Below are 16,189 nucleotides of genomic sequence, written 5' to 3'. Positions count from 1 at the left end.
CGCTGCCGTCAGTGACGTCTTGCCGTGGTCAACGTGCCCAATCGTACCGATGTTAACGTGCGGCTTATTGCGCTCAAACTTACTCTTTGCCATTTGAATGCTTCCTATGAACGTAATGAGTGACCCCGGCGAACCGGTTTAGTGCCGCCGTTTAAGGCTTTCGTCGCGTTTGCGCAAGACTTAATTGCAGGGCCTATTCCGGGCGAAGCCTGGTCAATGGCGGATGATCTGCGGCCTTCGACTTTCATTCGCCGCGCAAGGTTCGCGGGCTGATTCGGAAAGACAAAAAAGCATTTGCAGGTTCAGGCGTTTAGATAGGAAAGCACAGACGAGAATTCCAGTCCCGGATGGCGGAATGCAAGCATAGCTCCGGACGGAGATGGCCGTGAACGCAAAGCGCCCTCTCCCGAAAGGAAAGGGCGCAGAACACTCAAGCGGCAATAAATCGTCATCTACCGCGACGCATTATCCAGTGCCGCCAACATCTGCTGGCGCACCGGAACTCGGCTTATCAGTCAAGCAGATCGGCCGGCACCTTGCCGCCATTGTCCGCAAGCTTCTGCAGAAGCGCCTTATGAAGGAACGTGTTCATCTTGGCGGAATCTCCAGCATCACCGGTGTAACCCAGTTCCTGCGCCAGCTCCTTACGCTCGGAAAGGCTCGCATCCATACCGAGCGCCTTCATCAGATCGACGATCGAATGTTTCCAGTCGAGCTTCTGACCGTTCTTCTTGACGGCAGCGTCGAGGATGGCGGCGATGTCCACCGCAGCGGATGGCGCGCTTGCCGCGGAGGACGTTGCCGCCGTGGTTGCCGAGGGGGCCGGCGTCGGCGCACTCGTCGGATTGGCAGTCGCTGCAGTGGTGGTCGGTGCAGGAGCGGCCTTAGCTTCTCCCCAGATTGCACCCTTGATCTTGTCGAAGATACCCATTTGCGCTCTCCCGTTTCGGTTGCTTGAGCATTATCTACCGCTCGCGCAGATATAAGCAACCCTTCGTGTCAAATATGCAAAGATGGGGTGGGACCGAGATCACCCGAGTGAATGGTTTACCTTCGTTGCATCAATGACCCAATCGCAATGGCAACCATCCTCTTGAACGGCTCCACGAAATCAATGGGCCGCTAGGCGACCTAGACGACAGATCGTCTCTTTATAAATTGACGACGGATAATGCGAGTAACCACCACAAAGACCAATAAATCGATTGTTGCTCCTACCCATGCAAAAAGTGGCTCTAACCACCCAACCTCCGTCCCAAGCGCCCTGAACTGTGCCCACTGCTGCAAATATGCGATTATTCCAAAAAGAATTGCCAAGGCTATCGCATAAGTGGCCCTGTTTCTGATCCACGCCAACAAGATGACTGAGGCGAGCATCGCGTAAAAAGTTGGATGGCAGAACGATAGGAAGGCACCCCCTGCAACAATGATAAGAATAAATACTATAGAGGACATCGTCACCCCAAGGCTGGTTTGAGTTTGTGGCCTAGAAGCACTCGCATGACATCTGACAAGGTATGCCATGCAAGCTTTACGAACTTCACGAAGGATCGTTGGCAGAGACGACGCTCAATTTCCCTTTCGATTTCGCTCAGCGGCGGCAGAGAGAGTTCGATATGCTTCAAGCTCTTCGTCCGTCATTGTGGCAAGGTCGAAAGTTGCTGGCTTCGGGCTCATGCTCCCATCGCTCGATGTGTGATCGTGCTTGTCGACGACGTGACCTAGCAGTTTGGCCAGATCTACCAGTGCGCTTCTTTTGTCGTGGAGCTTAAACTTCACCCGGCGCACGTCACGGGAATCTTTGCCTCGTCCGTCCTTGAAATCCTCGACTGTATTCGCCGCCTTCCCGCTTGGAGCAGCTCCTCAAGGCTCAAAGCCAAGATATAGCTTGCATTCTTTCCTGGGCTGCTTGGTAATGAGCCGTTATCGCAAACAGGAGGAATCAATGGCCAAGGGTCAAGCGAAAAGCAATAAAGAGGTCCGCAAACCCAAGAAGGACAAGGCCGCTCCTACTGCTGCGGCGCCTACTCTTGGTACCAAGGCGGTCGAATCTAGCAAGCAGAAAAAGCCATGAACTTCAGCCTTCCCGATATCGCTTCGGGGAGGCCGCAGCCCATAAGTCGTGGCGATGGATTGGAGAGCAGCCGCCGTATAGCGGAAGCTCGAGTTGAGAAGCGCGCGAAAAAGTCCGACTAACGCGCCTTGACACGAGCTATAGTTATGTCGGTGAAAACCTTGGAGCGGGTAGCGGGAATCGAACCCGCGTATTCAGCTTGGAAGGCTGCTGCTCTACCATTGAGCTATACCCGCGCGGGTGGTCAAGATCCGGTCCGGAATGGTGGAGGGAGTTGGATTTGAACCAACGTAGGCTGAGCCAACGGATTTACAGTCCGTCCCCTTTAACCACTCGGGCATCCCTCCAGTATTCCGACTGGATCTTGCGACCAAGTTGCTAGACCTTGGCGTCGCCGCTTCGATCTGCGCCGCGTATATGGCCGGACCACTTCCGTCTGTCAACACAAGGAATTGGCAAAAATGACAAAAAAATTTCAGCCTGTGGGAAAAGCTTGCCACCGAAAGAGGGCTATGCGCCCCGGAAGGCGCTGGTTATAAAGCCGCATGAGCAAAGATAAAACTTCCGGCCGCTCCGGCCCCGACAACGCCGCCGACGACAAGTCGGCCAAGGACACGCATTACGCCACCCTGCGCCGCGCGCATCGCGACGCGAAACGCGAGCGCGGCGAAATTCCAACGCCGGTGCCGCAGAAACGCAAGCGGGCGGGCGCGGACGATTGGAAACCACCAGCGCTTGCGCCGGAACAAGTCCTTCTTTATGGGTTGCACACGGTCCGTGCCGCCCTTGCCAATCCCGAGCGCAAGAATATCAAGCTGTCGACGACGCAAAATGCGCTGGTACGGCTGGAAGTCGGCCCGGTCGATGCGATCGGTATCCCGGTCGAGATCGTCTCGCCGCAGGATATCGACAAGGTGCTTGGCCCGGAGGCGATCCATCAGGGTGTGATGCTGGAAACGCGTCCCCTGCCCGTGCGCCGCCTCGAGGCGCTGAAGGACAGCCCGCTGCTCCTCGTTCTCGATCAGGTGACCGATCCGCACAATGTCGGCGCGATCATGCGCTCGGCTGTGGCTTTCGATGCGGGCGCCGTCATCACCACCCAGCGCCACAGCCCGACCGAATCAGGCGTGCTGGCAAAATCGGCCTCGGGCGCGCTCGAACTCATACCTTATATACAGATCACCAATCTGGCGGATACGCTCGGCGAGCTGCACCGGCTCGGCTTCACGACGATCGGGCTTGATTCGGAAGGTCCGGCACCCCTGGAAGGGACCTTCAGCGGCGACAAGATCGCGCTTGTGCTCGGTTCCGAGGGCAAGGGCTTGCGCCAGAAGACCCGGGAAACGGTGACCGCGCTCGCCCGGCTCGACATGCCGGGCGCCATCAAATCGCTCAATGTCTCGAACGCAGCCGCGATCGCACTATATGCGACGCGATCCTATCTCAAATCATAGCGGGGCCCGTAGCCACCGCGGCACGTTGGGAGAATTTGCCTTGATCCGTGTTCTCGGTCTAGCGGCGATTTCCGCCGTCCTTGCTTTGACAGTGGCCCAGCCGGCACGCGCCGCCGATGACGAAATGGTCCAGGCGCAAGCCGGCGTATGGCTGATTGCGCCGGAAAGCGGCGCCAAGGGCTGCCGTCTCACCTTCGGAACGAACGTGGTCTCCGGCGGCTACGAAATCACGGGGGCGGATGCCTGCGCGACGCCCCTGCCCGCTCTCGCCAAGGCCAAAATCTGGAATTTCACCGATGATGGTTCGCTTGCCATCTCCGATGCCGAGGCCAAGCCGCTCCTGCGCTTCCAGCAGGAGGAAGGCTCGCCCTGGGAAAGCGAGGGGCCTGACCCGACCTGGTTGCTGCCGGCGCTCGGCGACGTGGATCATGTGCCGACCGCCGCGAGCCTTGCGGGGGCATGGCGCATCCAGACGCCGGACGGCAAGCCTGTCTGCGATGTCACGCTGACCACAGACAAGGATCAGGACGGCACGGCCAAAATGTCACCGGCCAGCGACTGCGCCAGCGAAGTCGGAGATTTGAAGCTCTCCCTCTGGGCGACCGAGGGTTTCGGGCTCGTCATGCTGGGCAATGACGGCTCGTCGCTTTCCTTCGACATGAAGCCGGATGGCAGCTTCCAGAAATCCGAAGAAGAGGAAGGCGAGCCGCTCCTGCTGATACGCAAATAGGGAGGCTAAAGCACGCCGAAGAGCACCCATGGCTTGACGTATCGGAAATGCGACTATCTTTTCTGAAACCGGCATGAGGCCGGCAAAGAGTGTCACATAACCGGACAGGTGCGGCGCGCATGATGCCATCGAATATCCGAAAGTTCATTTTCCACGACCTTCGCAGCGTGGAGGGATATATCGATCCACCGGACGCGCTCGTCTTTCTTTCGCTCCTCGAATGCCAGAGACAGCACGGCCTTCATGGCGGTCTGGCCGAAATCGGCATCTATTTCGGGCGCTCCTATTTTCTGTTGAAGAAGATCGCCGCCCCCGATGACGATGTTCTCGGCATCGATCTCTTCGACATCGGCAACATGTCGGATGGCGTATCGGATCAATACCGCCTGTTTCTCGAACACGGAGATCGGCTCGGGCTGCCCGTTGACAAGGACATGCTGCTTGTCGGCGACAGCAGGACTTTCTCTGCGGAGGAGATTACGGACAAGATCGGCGCGGTGCGCTTCTTCAGCGTCGACGGCGGGCACAGCCTGCCTAATCTCACCTCCGACAGTCATCTGGCCAGGGATACGGTCGCCGATCACGGCATCATCGTCTTCGACGATACGTTCAATCCAGCCTGGCCGGAAGTGACGGTCGGCATGGCGGATTTCATCCGTGACAACGACGATGCCTTTTCGACCTTCTGCATGACCAAGTACAAGACCTATGTCTGCCGGCGCGAATTCCACGACTTCTATCGCGGAGCCATAGAGCAGGCCCCGCATCTGGGAGCATTCGAACTGGCCGACACCCATTTCCTGGGATGCGATGCCATACGCCTGCACAATCCCTTCAGCCGCCGTCTTCTTTACGAGCTTATGACCCGCTCGGGCATGAGCGCGCTGTCCGAGCGCGCCTATCGCTGCCAGTAGATCAGATTGGCAATACTCATCTCAGCACCATCGGCGCGGGATGCCAGGCCGATTGTCGCCAAAGCGACCTCTCGGTGACCGGGCATCCGTCCTGCAGCTTGGCCCATGAGGTGACATTGAGATTCATCTCGCATTGCGCGAGATAGCTCCTGTCGCCCACGGTCATGCAGGCGATCTCGCCGACCGCATGCTGCCTTCCATCCGTATTTTTGCAGTAGCAATTTTCACCGGCTAACGCCGACGCGCTTGCAATCACCGCGATCACGACAAGCGGCAACCCCAAGACGACATGCCTCGATATCTCGTGCATGAACGTATCCTCACCCGCCATTGACGAGCGAAGTGTATGCCTATTTCGGGCGTTGTAAAAGCACCGGCATTTCGATGGCTGACCAAGTGACGTCCCGCCCAGCGCTTCGGCCTGACGAGACGGCGCGAAACGCGACGGCAAGATCAGTGAATCGCGGGGTCCGCTTCATCAAAGAACGATCTGATGCCATCGCGAGCGACCGTTGCGAGAAATTCGTCAAATGCTTCACGATCGGTCGCGAACGGCTCTTCCCACTCGATCAGATCCTCTTCGGGCGTGATGACCTCCATCCGCCAATCGGCATTCGTGCCGGCCGGACGAAAGATATCGACCAGCACGGTGATACCGTCATCGGTGAATTCACCCGATAGCTCGGAATGTTCGAGTTTAGGCTTCTTGGGCTTGCTGGGCATATGTTTCCGGATACACGATACGATATTGATGACTGCCACGAGTGTTCGGAACTCGCACGCATCCACATATTATGTCAGCCTCACCGGTTTTCCATACCGGAGATGAAACGATCAACAATTTCCAGGAAAAATCTGGTGCCCCCGGCAGGGTTCGAACCCGCGACCCCCTGATTACAAATCAGGTGCTCTACCAACTGAGCTACAAGGGCGTAACGGCATGCCAAGTAGCAGATTTTGAAATCCTGTAAAGGGAAAATCGGCCGGCCAGCGTCAAAGCTGGGGATCGGCTGTTCACCAGTTCGAGCGAAACGTCTTGTCGCGAGAAGGGAATGACATTACCTAAAAACGCGTCGCGATCTTTCAGATTCGCTCCCTGCGCTTTAGGTCTTTGATCTCTGGCATGTCGTTGTCGCAAAACCAATACGCACTTTGCGCGACATGCTTGTGAATCGCCATTCGAAGGACATTGCATGTCGCGCAATCTGCAATCGGTTTGTTTTCTCGCTTCCACCGCGCCGGAGGCGCAAGCGGCGCAGCAGGAGCTGATTCGCGCGTATGGCCAGACGTCGCATGAAAATGCGGATATCGTCGTGGCTCTCGGCGGCGATGGTTTCATGCTGCAGACGCTGCATAAGACGATGAATACCGGCAAGCGCGTCTATGGCATGAACCGCGGGTCGATCGGCTTCCTGATGAACGACTACCGCACGGATGGTTTGGCCGAACGCATCGAGGCGGCTGTCGAAAACGCGTTTCATCCCTTGCAGATGACCACACGCAATGCTGACGGCAGTTCCTGCGTCGCGCTCGCCATCAACGAAGTTTCGCTGTTTCGCCAGTCCTATCAGACGGCAAAGCTGAAGGTGGAGATCGACGGCCGCGTCCGTCTGCCGGAACTGATCTGCGACGGGCTGATGGTGACGACGCCAGCGGGCTCCACCGCCTATAATCTCTCCGCCCACGGCCCTATCCTGCCCTTGGAGGCGCCGCTGCTCGCCATGACGCCTGTCAGCGCCTTCCGTCCCCGCCGCTGGCGTGGCGCCCTTCTTCCGAACAAGGTGACGGTCGACATCACAGTGCTCGAAGCGGAGAAGCGTCCGGTCAACGCCGCCGCCGATAATACCGAAGTCAAATCGGTCCTCGGCATTCAGATCCGCCAGAGCGAAGATACGACGGCTCGCATTCTATCCGATCCGGACAGGTCATGGTCGGACAGGATTCTGGCGGAGCAGTTTTCGGATTGAGCGAAACATCGGCGCCAAAACTGCTAAGCCGGAATCGGCCAGGCGCGATGCATGATAAAAAAAGCCCCGTTTCCGGGGCTTTTTGTTGTCTGAACGGATGCTGACTTATTCGACGTCATCAACGACGGCGTCGGCAGCGCCGCTGATGCGATGCGCAAGGGCTGCTTCCATGAATTCGTTGAGATCGCCATCCAGAACGTCGCTGGGTGCCGTGCTGGCGACGCCCGTGCGCAGATCCTTGACCAGCTGGTAGGGCTGCAGGACGTAGGACCGGATCTGGTGGCCCCAGCCGATATCGGTCTTCGAGGCGGCTTCGGCATTGGCTGCCTCTTCCCGCTTCTTCAATTCAGCTTCGTACATGCGGGCGCGCAGCATGTCCCAGGCCTTGGCGCGGTTCTTGTGCTGCGAGCGTTCCTGCTGGCACTGCACGACGATGCCGGTCGGAATGTGCGTGATGCGCACGGCCGAATCCGTCGTGTTGACGTGCTGGCCGCCGGCACCGGAAGAACGGTAGGTATCGATGCGGCAATCGCCTTCGTTGATATCGATCTGGATCGAGTCGTCGACGACGGGATAGACCCAGATCGACGAGAAGGACGTGTGACGGCGCGCATTGCTGTCATAGGGCGAGATGCGGACCAGGCGGTGAACGCCCGATTCGGTCTTCATCCAGCCATAGGCATTGTGGCCCTTCACCAGAAGCGTTGCCGACTTGATGCCGGCTTCTTCGCCGTCATGGACTTCAAGCAGCTCCACCTTGAAACGCTGGCGTTCGGCCCAGCGGGTGTACATGCGCAACAGCATGTTCGCCCAGTCCTGGCTCTCTGTGCCGCCGGCGCCCGAATGGACTTCGACATAGGTATCGTTGGAATCAGCTTCGCCCGACAGCATGGCTTCCACCTGCCGGCGTGCCGCTTCTGCCTTCAGCGCCTTCAGTGCGTCCTCGGCCTCTCGGACAACGTCGGCATCGCCCTCTTCCTCGCCAAGTTCGATCAGCTCGACATTGTCGGCAAGCTGCTGCTCGAGAGCGCGCACACCGTTGATGCCATCATCGAGCTGCTGGCGCTCGCGCATCAGTTTCTGCGCTTCGGCGGCATCGTTCCAGAGGGTCGGGTCCTCTGACTTGTTATTCAACCAGTCCAGTCGTCTTACCGCCTGATCCCAGTCAAAGATGCCTCCTCAGCAGGGTGATAGCCTGCTTGGTTTCGTCGACTATTTTCTCGATTTCGGCTCTCATAATCCCGCTTCTTCATTTCGCCGCTCGATGCGAACGGCTATTCAATTCAAAGAGTGCTGGTCAAATAGATATACATGCCGCTGGTGTAAAGCCCCGCGGCATGTTGTTCGGCCAAATAGGCTAGGTTCAGAAAAGACCGCCCGATCCGGAGGTAACAGCCTGGTTCGCCTGCGGCGATGTTCTTAGAATTTCTTCAGGCGGAACCTGCGCAGCTTCGCCGCCGCCGATGACCTGCAAGCTGGTGGCCGGGCCGGTGCCGGGCTTGAAGGCCTCCATGATAGCGCCCTGATCGCCCGGTTGCGCCGCCATGCCGGTCGCGCGGTTGACCGCGACCATCGTCATGCCGGCCGGAACCTGAAACTTCTCAGGCGCTTCGTCCTTGGTGGCTGCCTGCATGAATTCGTTGAAGATCGGCGCGGCAAGCGCGCCGCCGGTGCCGCCGCGGCCGAGCGTGGCCGGCGTGTCGTAGCCGATGTATAGGCCGGCGACGAGGCTCGGCGTGAAGCCGACGAACCAGGCATCCTTCTCGTCGTTGGTAGTACCGGTTTTGCCGGCGACGTCCGTATTCAGCTTGACCTTGCCGGCAGCGGTACCGCGAATGATGACGCCCTGCATCATCGACGTGACCTGATAGGCCGTCATCGGATCGAGCACCTGTTCGCGATTGTCGGCGATAACAGGCTCCTCCTGATTTTGCCAGGCACTGACGTTGCAGGTGTCGCAGACGCGCTCCTCATGCCTGAAGATGGTCTTGCCATAGCGATCCTGAATGCGGTCGATCAGCGTCGGCTTGATCTGCTTGCCGCCGTTGGCGATGACCGAATAGGCCGAAACCATGCGCAGCACCGTCGTTTCGCCGGCGCCCAGCGACATGGCGAGAACCGGGTTCATATGGTCGTAGATCCCGAAGCGCTCGGCATATTCGGCAACCAGCGGCATGCCCATGTCGGAGGCAAGACGAACCGTCATCAGGTTGCGGGAATGCTCGATCGCGAAGCGCAACGTATGGACGCCGCCGCCCTCGCCTTCGTAGTTCGTTGGCTTCCACACATCGCCATTGCTGAGCGTGATCTGCAGCGGATCGTCCAGAATGACCGAGGCCGGCGTATAGCCGTTATCCATGGCGGCCGCGTAGACGAAGGGCTTGAACGACGAACCCGGCTGACGCTTGGCCTGCGTCGCCCGATTGAATTCGGACTGCGCATAGGAGAAGCCGCCGACCATCGCAAGCACGCGGCCGGTATGCGGGTCCATGGCAACGAGACCGCCCTGCACCTTCGGTGGCTGGCGCAGGCGATAGCTGCTCGAATCGGCATTGCCGGTCTTCTGTACGTAGATCACGTCGCCGGGGCTCAAGACGCCGCCGGGCGATTTGACCGACTTGCCGCCGGCCGAGCGGTAGGCCCAGCGCATGTCGGCGGCAGAGATCGTGCCGCGCTGGCGCTCCGTCGACACCTTGCCCGCAGCATCGACGCGCGGCTGCAATCCGATGTCGACGCCCTGATCGGATACCGAAAGGACAGCCGCGACCTGCCATTCCGGCACGTCGCTCAGGCTTGGAACCTTGGCGAGCTCGGCTCCCCAGTCCTGCGAGGTGGCAATCTGCTTGATCGGGCCGCGATAGCCGCGACGCTCGTCGTAATCGACCAGACCATCCTGCAGCGCCTTGCGGGCTTCCAGCTGCATCTGCGGATCGAGAGACGTACGAACGGAAAGGCCGCCCTCGTAGAGGGTCTTTTCGCCATATTGATCGATCAGCTGGCGGCGAACCTCTTCGGCAAAATAGTCCGATGCAAACAGCGAAGGGCCGCTCTTCGGCTGCACGACGCCGAGCGGCTGCTTCTTGGCCTCTTCGCCGTCGCTCTGGCTGACATAACCATTCTCCACCATGCGATCGATCACCCAGTTGCGGCGCGTAAGGGCTGCTTCGGCGCGGCGGAAGGGATTGTAGTTCGACGGGCCTTTCGGAAGCGATGCCAGGTAAGCCGATTCGGCGATGGTCAGCTCGTTGACCGACTTGTCGAAATAGGTGAGTGCGGCGCCGGCGATACCGTAGGAGTTGAGGCCGAAATAGATCTCGTTCAGGTAAAGTTCGAGGATCTTGTCCTTGCTGTAGGCCTGTTCGATGCGGAAGGAGAGAATCGCTTCCTTGATCTTGCGGTCGAACGTCTGGTCGGCGGAAAGCAGGAAGTTCTTGGCGACCTGCTGCGTGATCGTGGACGCGCCGACGAAGCGGCGGCCCGAACCGATATTTTGCAGATTCACGACGACCGCACGCAGCAGACCGTTAACATCGACGCCGGGATGATTGTAGAAATTCTTGTCTTCCGCCGAAAGGAACGCCGCCTTGACGCGATCGGGAATGGCCTGGATCGGCACGAAAAGCCGGTTCTCGCGCGAATATTCCTTCATCAACGCGCCGTTGCCGGCGTGGATGCGCGTCGTTACCGGCGGCGCGTATTTGGCAAGCACCTCATAATCGGGCAGTTCCTTCGAGACCACGCTCAGATAGATGGCAGCCACAGCCGCTACACCCAGAAACAGGAGGCAGCCCAGGCCAAAGAAATATCCAATCAGTCTGATCATCTGATACTACCGGTGCTTGTTCTTCATGCGGTACGTGCGCGAGATCATCGCATAATCACGGGCGTTTTGCACGCTCGCGGCGTGAATGCAAGACGGCAATGGGACAAAGCCATGCTTCAGACGCGAGCAAATGATACTTCGCTGTAACGGCGGGAATGTGAGCAAAATAGGGCTCGCCGCCGGTATTCCAATTTCATCCAATTCTAAAGTGCGTAGCTGTTACATGGAAGCCACGGCGGATCGCCCTATCCGGAGCCCTCAGCCGCCGTTTGCAATAATCGCCACGCGATACTGCTTCACCGCCTCCGTCAGCCGATCGGCGACCTTCTGCCGCCAGTCGGGATCGAGCAGCAGCTTCTCATCCTCCTTGTTGGAGAGAAAGCCGAGTTCGAGCAGGATCGAGGGCACATCCGGCGCCGTCAAGACCTGGAAACCGGCATGGCGATGCGGGTTGTTGATCATGGAGACCTGGCCGTTGAACGAGGACAGCACATCCTGCGCCAGCGAAATGGAGAAGGCTTGCGTCTCGCGGCGCGTCAGGTCCATCAGAATATCGTTGACGGCGGTGGGTTGTGCCTTGCTCTCGGTCCCGGCGATCTGGTCGGAATTGTTTTCGCGATCGGCCACCTCACCGGCGAGCCGGTCGGACGCCTTGTCCGAGATGGTATAGACGGTCGCGCCGCGAATATCCTTCTGCTTCAGCGTGTCGGCATGCAGCGAGATGAAGAGCGAGGCGTGATTCTGCCGGGCGATCGTCACACGTTCGGACAGGGATAGATACTGATCCTTGTCGCGTGTCAGGAAGGCCTTGATGCCGGGTTGCGCATTCAGCTTGTCGGCAAACATCTTCGCAAATGCAAGCGTGATGTCCTTTTCCTGCGTGACACCGTCCGTACCGGTCGCACCCGCGTCGATGCCGCCATGACCGGCATCGACTGCAACGAGAAACGTGTTGGGATCGGCCTTCTGCGTCGGCTCGACCGGACCGACATCCTTGGCGGTATCGTCGGACGTCCAGCTCTGCTGCTTTACCAGCTGAGCAAATTGCTCGGAAGGCAGCATCTCGGCGTCAAGCACCAATCGCTGCCCCTTGCCATCCTCATTCGCCTGCACCTTGGCCGTCACCAGCTTCACCGGCTTTTTGGCCGTCAGCACGATGCGGGCACTGTCGGCATCCATCGTGCCGTATCGGATATCCTTGAAAAGACCGGTCGGCTTGAGATCGGCAGCTGGAAAACCGAATGCCGTCGCCGGGAGATCGACCACAATGCGAACGGGATTGTCGAGATAATGCACTGTGAAGGCGGGCTCGCGATCCATATCGATGACAATGCGCGTGCGGGCATCGTCGCCGGCGATGCGCGCGCCATAGGCAAGCAGGGGATCGGCCGCTGCCTCAACGGGCGCGAATGCAGAGATCGCTACAAGAATTGTCAGGGCGAAGGCCGCCGTTAGAAATCGCAAAGCCCTCACGCCATTCTCCGCCACATGCCGCAATCCCTTTACCAAGTGCCCAACGCGCCCCATATTGGTTTCGACGTTGTTTTTGAAGTCCCAATAACGAGAACCAAGTTTGACCTGATGGCCGCGCTCGGTGATGCGTCGGGAGACGAATCGACAAGACACCCTCCCGCGTCCTCATCATCCGACGAATCCATCAATATTATGGCATACTTGGCTTTTCCCTTGCTATTGTGACAGATAAAACATACAACGCATATTAGGGTAGAAGTGTTGACGGGATAGAGTCGTCGCAAAGGCAGCCACCTCGAGTACCAGGCGCCAATAAGCGGCATTCATCCGACGTCTGCAGTGCTTCTGCTCCAAACAGTGGATATCTGAATTTCCAGTTTCACACGGGGAATTCATCGGTGGAGAGCCACCAAACGCTCTTTAGAGAGCACATTCATCGGGCCCGATTGGGTCTTAGGCATAGTCGATCTCGCTTGGTTACGGATGTTACCGCAGCAGCTTTTTAAGAAAGTCAACAGACCCCAGGGAAGCAATGCCCCGGCCGCCGTCTGGATGCTGTCATCTCCGAATAAGCCATCGCGACTTTCATTATCCGGTGCAGCAACGGCGGAACACATCCGGCTTGTCCCAGTGACAGGCAGGCCCTCTTCCGCTTGCCGGCGCCGAGGAGCACAGCTTTCATGGCAGACAAAATGCTTATCGATGCGTCTCACGAGGAAGAGACGCGCGTCGTTGTCGTTCGCGGGAACCGCATAGAAGAGTTTGACTTCGAGTCCCAGCACAAGAAGCAGATACGCGGCAACATCTATCTCGCAAAAGTAACGAGGGTCGAGCCCTCGCTTCAGGCTGCTTTCGTTGATTACGGCGGCAACCGGCACGGCTTCCTGGCCTTTGCGGAAATTCACCCCGATTATTACCAGATCCCCCTCGCCGATCGTCAGGCGCTGCTGAAGGCCGAGGCTGAAGAGCATCGCCGCGAGGACGATATCGAGCATGTCGAGACAGCGCTCGACCTTTCGCAGCAGGAACAGCCGGATGTCGGCATTGTTCCGAAGGAGAGCGAAAAGGCCGAAGCGCCGGCCGCGATCGTGGAAGAGGCCCCTGCTGCCGAAGAAGCAGCGCCGGCCAAGAAGGCGAAGCCGCGCCGCAGCCGCAAGAAGACGGTAGCAGACGCTCCCGCCGAAGAAACGCCCGCGCCTGAAGCAACGGCCGCCGTCGATGCGCCAGGCGAGGATGAGGAAGGACCGTCGGGCGAAATGGCCGCGATGGTCGAGACTGATTCGATCTCCGAAGACGTCACGACCTCCAAGCGCCGTCGCGATGACGATGACGACGATGACGATCATGACCACGAAGAGGAAGTGATCGAATCCGTTGGCGCCGAAGACGCGATGGAAGAGGTTCCGGACCGCGTGCAGCGCAAGCCGCGCAAGCAATACCGCATTCAGGAAGTCATCAAGCGCCGACAGATCCTGCTGGTGCAGGTGGCCAAGGAAGAGCGCGGCAACAAGGGCGCGGCGCTGACTACCTATCTCTCGCTCGCGGGCCGCTATTCCGTTCTGATGCCGAACACGGCGCGCGGCGGCGGCATTTCCCGCAAGATCACCAATCCGCAGGACCGCAAGCGCTTGAAGGAAATCGCCAAGTTGCTTGAAGTGCCGCAGGGCATGGGCGTCATCCTTCGCACCGCCGGCGCCAACCGCACCAAGGTCGAGGTCAAGCGCGACTTCGAATATCTGATGCGCCTGTGGGAAAACGTCCGCACGCTGACGCTCGCATCGACTGCGCCTTGCCTGGTCTACGAAGAAGGCAGCCTGATCAAGCGCTCGATCCGCGACCTCTACAACAAGGATATCGGCGAAGTCATCGTCTCCGGCGAGGAAGGCTATCGTGAAGCGAAAGACTTCATGAAGATGCTGATGCCGAGCCATGCCAAGGTGGTTCAGCCCTATCGCGATATCCATCCGATCTTCTCGCGCTCCGGCATCGAGGCGCAGCTCGACCGTATGCTGCAGCCGCAGGTGACGCTGAAATCCGGCGGCTACCTGATCATGAACCAGACGGAAGCGCTGGTTTCGATCGACGTCAACTCCGGCCGCTCGACCCGCGAACACTCCATCGAAGACACTGCGCTTCAGACGAACCTCGAGGCAGCCGATGAAGTGGCCCGCCAGCTTCGTCTGCGCGACCTTGCCGGCCTGATCGTCATCGACTTCATCGACATGGAAGAAAAGCGCAACAATCGCGCCGTCGAGAAGAAGCTGAAGGAATGCCTGAAGAACGATCGCGCCCGCATCCAGGTCGGCCGCATCTCGCATTTCGGCCTTCTGGAAATGTCGCGCCAGCGCATCCGCGCATCGGTTCTCGAAAGCACCACGCAGATTTGCTCGCATTGCGGTGGAACCGGCCATGTGCGCTCGCAGTCCTCCGTCGCGCTGCATGTCCTGCGCGGCATCGAGGAATACCTGCTCAAGAACACCACGCACGACATCACCGTTCGCACCACGCCGGACATTGCGCTCTATCTCCTTAATCACAAGCGCCAGACGATCATCGATTACGAAGCCCGTTTCGGCGTTGCGATCGTCATCGATGCCGACAATGCCGTCGGTACGCAGCATTTCGCGATCGATCGCGGTGAGCCGGTTGCCAATCCGGTGAAGATCGAAAGCTTGTTCAACTTTGCAGCCATCCCTGACGACGATGACGACGATATCGTCATCGAGGCCGATGAGGAAGAAGACGAAGAGCTGGAAGAAAAGGCTGTAAGCACCGAGCAGCAGCCTGCCGCCCGCTCGGAGAACAATGACGGCAACCGCAAGCGCAAGCGTCGCCGCCGTCGTCGCGGCCGTGGCAATGATGGCCAAGCAGCTTTGGCTTCCGATGACGACTCCGCAGCAAATGCTGCTGAAGATGTCGAGGGAGAAGAAGGTGACGATGAGGACGCCGATGCCGGCGCGGAAAACGCCGCATCCGCCGGTGGTGACGACGACGACGCGCAGCAGAAGCGCAAGCGCCGCCGTCGCGGCAAGCGCGGTGGCCGACGCAATCGTGAAAACGAAGGCAACGAACAGGCCGTAAGCGATGAAGCCAATTCCGGCGAAACCGATGAGGCTGACGCCGAAGAAGGTCAGGAAGCAACCGTAACTGTAGCAGAGATCGCCGTTGCCGAAGGCGAAGCCGCCGTCGAGGGACAGCCCGCCATGGCAGCGGTCGAAACGGCAGCCATCGTCACCGAGGACGTCAAGCCCGCCAAGGGCCGCGGCCGCCGGAAGGCAAAGGCCGTCGAGGCATCGCCGGTCGAGACGCCTGAGGTCGAAGCAGCACCCGCGGCAGATGTCGAAATCGAAGCGGCCGCTGAGATCGCCGAAGTTCTGGACAATCCGGCAGAGGCGTCGGCGACCGAAGATGCGGCCAAGCCGGCCCGCGCCAATCGCGAATCCAACGTTTCCTCCTCCGCTCCGGTGGTAAAGTCCACCCGCACCAATGAAGGTGGCGACGGCGATGGAGATCCGACCAAGCCGAAGAAGGCTGGCTGGTGGCAGCGCCGCGGCTTCTTTTAAGAAGTTCTACAGCGAATGATTTGACCGAAATCCGGCCGTGGCGACGCGGCCGGATTTTTCGTTTCTGCTGACGGAGGCTTTGAAGGATGTGCGTAAGCGAGCCGGACAAAGGCACCGCTGTTTTGCGATTGCCCCAGAATCCAGAGCATTTCCGGCTTGGAAATGCTCCATCTCATTGTCTTCACACAATT

At 59.0% G+C, this 16,189-nt stretch carries 13 protein-coding genes and 3 tRNA genes; 6 read left to right on the top strand and 10 right to left on the bottom strand.

The window, feature by feature from the left end; genetic code table 11:
* Positions 1-93: GTP-binding protein (locus ACIQWP_RS15755; RefSeq protein ID WP_018010120.1), on the bottom strand; the 93-nt coding region annotated here is incomplete at its 3' end.
* Between the two features lie 418 nt (positions 94-511).
* The gene (locus ACIQWP_RS15750; protein ID WP_402788714.1) at positions 512-931 is read right to left on the bottom strand and encodes a DUF3597 domain-containing protein; all 420 of its coding nucleotides are present in this window, start codon (positions 929-931) and stop codon (positions 512-514) included.
* Positions 932-1,945: 1,014 nt separating this feature from the next.
* Between ACIQWP_RS15750 and ACIQWP_RS15745 the strand changes: the two genes are divergently transcribed.
* Entirely contained in the window at positions 1,946-2,074 is a 129-nt protein-coding gene (locus tag ACIQWP_RS15745; protein WP_402788712.1) for a hypothetical protein, read from the top strand.
* 162 nt (positions 2,075-2,236) lie between these two features.
* On the opposite strand, the gene ACIQWP_RS15740 is transcribed toward ACIQWP_RS15745, so the two are convergent.
* Positions 2,237-2,310 (bottom strand) — tRNA-Gly (locus ACIQWP_RS15740).
* A 26-nt stretch (positions 2,311-2,336) separates the two neighbouring features.
* Positions 2,337-2,421, bottom strand: a tRNA-Tyr gene (locus ACIQWP_RS15735).
* Between the two features lie 198 nt (positions 2,422-2,619).
* On the opposite strand from ACIQWP_RS15735, the gene rlmB reads away from it, so the two are divergent.
* The 3 genes from rlmB (at position 2,620) to ACIQWP_RS15720 (ending at position 5,172) form a co-directional block, all read left to right on the top strand.
* Entirely contained in the window at positions 2,620-3,528 is a 909-nt protein-coding gene (rlmB, locus tag ACIQWP_RS15730) for a 23S rRNA (guanosine(2251)-2'-O)-methyltransferase RlmB (protein WP_402788710.1), read from the top strand.
* A gap of 40 nt (positions 3,529-3,568) precedes the next feature.
* On the top strand, positions 3,569-4,258 hold the full coding sequence (locus tag ACIQWP_RS15725; protein ID WP_402788708.1) for an AprI/Inh family metalloprotease inhibitor: 690 nt from the start codon (positions 3,569-3,571) through the stop codon (positions 4,256-4,258).
* A 122-nt stretch (positions 4,259-4,380) separates the two neighbouring features.
* Positions 4,381-5,172, top strand: a complete 792-nt coding sequence (locus ACIQWP_RS15720; protein WP_402788748.1) for a class I SAM-dependent methyltransferase — start codon at positions 4,381-4,383, stop codon at positions 5,170-5,172.
* A 16-nt stretch (positions 5,173-5,188) separates the two neighbouring features.
* On the opposite strand, the gene ACIQWP_RS15715 is transcribed toward ACIQWP_RS15720, so the two are convergent.
* The 3 genes from ACIQWP_RS15715 to ACIQWP_RS15705 form a co-directional block, all read right to left on the bottom strand.
* Positions 5,189-5,482, bottom strand: coding sequence for a hypothetical protein (locus tag ACIQWP_RS15715; RefSeq protein WP_402788706.1), 294 nt, complete (start codon positions 5,480-5,482; stop codon positions 5,189-5,191).
* 143 nt (positions 5,483-5,625) lie between these two features.
* Positions 5,626-5,895 carry a hypothetical protein gene (locus ACIQWP_RS15710; protein WP_402788704.1) on the bottom strand — a complete coding sequence of 90 codons (270 nt, stop codon included), beginning with the start codon at positions 5,893-5,895 and terminating at the stop codon, positions 5,626-5,628.
* Positions 5,896-6,028: 133 nt separating this feature from the next.
* Positions 6,029-6,104 (bottom strand) — tRNA-Thr (locus ACIQWP_RS15705).
* Between the two features lie 186 nt (positions 6,105-6,290).
* On the opposite strand from ACIQWP_RS15705, the gene ACIQWP_RS15700 reads away from it, so the two are divergent.
* Positions 6,291-7,139, top strand: coding sequence for an NAD kinase (locus ACIQWP_RS15700; protein ID WP_402788746.1), 849 nt, complete (start codon positions 6,291-6,293; stop codon positions 7,137-7,139).
* Between the two features lie 105 nt (positions 7,140-7,244).
* Here ACIQWP_RS15700 and prfB read toward each other — a convergent pair.
* The 3 genes from prfB to ACIQWP_RS15685 form a co-directional block, all read right to left on the bottom strand.
* Positions 7,245-8,376, bottom strand: a protein-coding gene (gene prfB / locus ACIQWP_RS15695; RefSeq protein ID WP_402788702.1) for a peptide chain release factor 2 whose coding sequence is annotated in 2 segments (ribosomal slippage) — positions 7,245-8,306 and positions 8,308-8,376 — 1,131 coding nt in all. Because the reading frame shifts where the segments join, the coding sequence is not laid out codon by codon here.
* Positions 8,377-8,502: 126 nt separating this feature from the next.
* Positions 8,503-10,962: a penicillin-binding protein 1A gene (locus ACIQWP_RS15690; RefSeq protein WP_402788701.1), complete on the bottom strand. Its 2,460-nt coding sequence runs from the start codon at positions 10,960-10,962 to the stop codon at positions 8,503-8,505.
* Positions 10,963-11,220: 258 nt separating this feature from the next.
* Entirely contained in the window at positions 11,221-12,471 is a 1,251-nt protein-coding gene (locus ACIQWP_RS15685; RefSeq protein ID WP_402788699.1) for an N-acetylmuramoyl-L-alanine amidase, read from the bottom strand.
* Positions 12,472-13,115: 644 nt separating this feature from the next.
* On the opposite strand from ACIQWP_RS15685, the gene ACIQWP_RS15680 reads away from it, so the two are divergent.
* Entirely contained in the window at positions 13,116-15,998 is a 2,883-nt protein-coding gene (locus tag ACIQWP_RS15680) for a ribonuclease E/G (protein WP_402788697.1), read from the top strand.
* The last annotated feature ends 191 nt before the right edge of the window (positions 15,999-16,189 follow it).

It is taken from the genome of Rhizobium sp. NPDC090279 (assembly GCF_044769665.1).
In the GTDB taxonomy this organism is placed as follows: Bacteria; Pseudomonadota; Alphaproteobacteria; order Rhizobiales; family Rhizobiaceae; genus Rhizobium.
This window is presented reverse-complemented; position numbering and strand designations above follow the sequence as displayed.

What these genes read in the sequence shown, in the direction of transcription:
- ACIQWP_RS15715 (WP_402788706.1), bottom strand. Translation starts at nt 5,482, where the DNA reads ATGCACGAGATATCGAGGCATGTCGTCTTGGGGTTGCCGCTTGTCGTG.
- ACIQWP_RS15745 (WP_402788712.1), top strand. Translation starts at nt 1,946, where the DNA reads ATGGCCAAGGGTCAAGCGAAAAGCAATAAAGAGGTCCGCAAACCCAAG.
- ACIQWP_RS15750 (WP_402788714.1), bottom strand. Translation starts at nt 931, where the DNA reads ATGGGTATCTTCGACAAGATCAAGGGTGCAATCTGGGGAGAAGCTAAG.
- ACIQWP_RS15690 (WP_402788701.1), bottom strand. Translation starts at nt 10,962, where the DNA reads ATGATCAGACTGATTGGATATTTCTTTGGCCTGGGCTGCCTCCTGTTT.
- ACIQWP_RS15680 (WP_402788697.1), top strand. Translation starts at nt 13,116, where the DNA reads ATGGCAGACAAAATGCTTATCGATGCGTCTCACGAGGAAGAGACGCGC.
- ACIQWP_RS15710 (WP_402788704.1), bottom strand. Translation starts at nt 5,895, where the DNA reads ATGCCCAGCAAGCCCAAGAAGCCTAAACTCGAACATTCCGAGCTATCG.
- ACIQWP_RS15720 (WP_402788748.1), top strand. Translation starts at nt 4,381, where the DNA reads ATGCCATCGAATATCCGAAAGTTCATTTTCCACGACCTTCGCAGCGTG.
- rlmB (WP_402788710.1), top strand. Translation starts at nt 2,620, where the DNA reads ATGAGCAAAGATAAAACTTCCGGCCGCTCCGGCCCCGACAACGCCGCC.